Source organism: Streptomyces sp. NPDC001933, assembly GCF_042890955.1.
Lineage (GTDB): Bacteria > Actinomycetota > Actinomycetes > Streptomycetales > Streptomycetaceae > Streptomyces.
On sequence record NZ_JBIASS010000119.1, the window covers coordinates 1 to 1,422 of the forward strand.

Here is a 1,422-nt window from a genome sequence, read left to right on the forward strand (position 1 = left end):
GATCGAGACTTGTTCGGCCGGTTCATCGCTCGCCTCCCTCCGTCCTCTCGTCGTCGATGATCTCCGCGTCGACGACCTCCTCCTCGTCGCTCCCTTGCCCGGCCTGGGGCGCGGAGTCGGCCTCGCTTCCGGCACCCGGTGCCTGGGTGTAGAGGGCGCTGCCGATCTTCTGCGAGACGGCGGCCGCCTTCTCCATGGTGGTACGGATCGCGGCGGTGTCCTCGCCCTTCAGCTTCTCCTTGACGTCCGCGAGGGCGGCCTCCGTCTCGGTCTTCACGTCACCGGGGATCTTGTCCGCGTTGTCGGACAGGAGCTTCTCGGTCTGGTAGACGAGCTGCTCGGCCTGGTTGCGGGTCTCGGCGGCCTCCCGGCGGCGCCGGTCCTCCTCGGCGTGTACCTCGGCATCGTGCATCATGCGGTCGATGTCGTCCTTCGGCAGGGCGGAGCCGCCGGTGACGGTCATCTTCTGCTCCTTGCCCGTGCCCAGGTCTTTCGCGGTCACGTGCATGATGCCGTTGGCGTCGATGTCGAATCCGACCTCGATCTGCGGGACGCTACGCGGGGCCGGCGGCAGGCCGGTCAGCTCGAACATCCCGAGCTTCTTGTTGTACGCCGCGATCTCGCGCTCGCCCTGGTAGACCTGGATCTGCACGGACGGCTGGTTGTCCTCGGCCGTCGTGAAGATCTCGGACCGCTTGGTCGGGATCGTGGTGTTGCGCTCGATGAGCTTGGTCATGATGCCGCCCTTGGTCTCGATACCGAGGGACAGCGGGGTGACGTCGAGGAGCAGTACGTCCTTGACCTCACCCTTCAGCACACCGGCCTGCAGGGCCGCGCCGATGGCCACGACCTCGTCCGGGTTCACACCCTTGTGCGGGTCCTTCCCCGTCAGCCCCCTGACCAGATCGGTCACCGCGGGCATGCGCGTGGAACCGCCCACCATAATCACGTGATTGATCTCCGAGACAGAGATCCCCGCGTCCTTGACCGCGCTGTGGAACGGGCCCTTGCAGCGGTCCAGCAGGTCCTGAGTGAGCTGCTTGAAGTGGGCGCGCGTCAGCTTCTCGTCCAGATGCAGCGCGCCCTCGGACGACGCGGTGATATACGGCAGGCTGATCGTCGTCTCCGTCGCTGCGGACAGCTCGATCTTCGCTTTCTCCGCCGCCTCGCGCAGCCGCTGCGTGGCCATCTTGTCCTTGGACAAGTCGATACCGTACGCGTTCTTGAACTGCTTGGTCAGATAGTCGACGATCCGCTGGTCCCAGTCGTCACCACCCAGGTGCGTGTCACCGTTGGTGGACTTCACCTCCACCACGCCCTCGCCGATCTCCAACAGCGAGACGTCGAAGGTGCCGCCACCCAGGTCGAACACCAGGATCGTCTGGTCGCTCTCCTTGTCCAGACCGTACGCGAGCGCCGCGG

Annotated in this window: 1 protein-coding gene; it reads right to left on the reverse strand. The window is 65.9% G+C overall.

Translation table 11 applies throughout. The annotated features are described in order from the left end of the window. Positions 1-22: 22 nt before the first annotated feature. Positions 23-1,422: molecular chaperone DnaK (gene dnaK / locus ACFYY7_RS45680; protein ID WP_388672398.1), on the reverse strand; the 1,400-nt coding region annotated here is incomplete at its 5' end.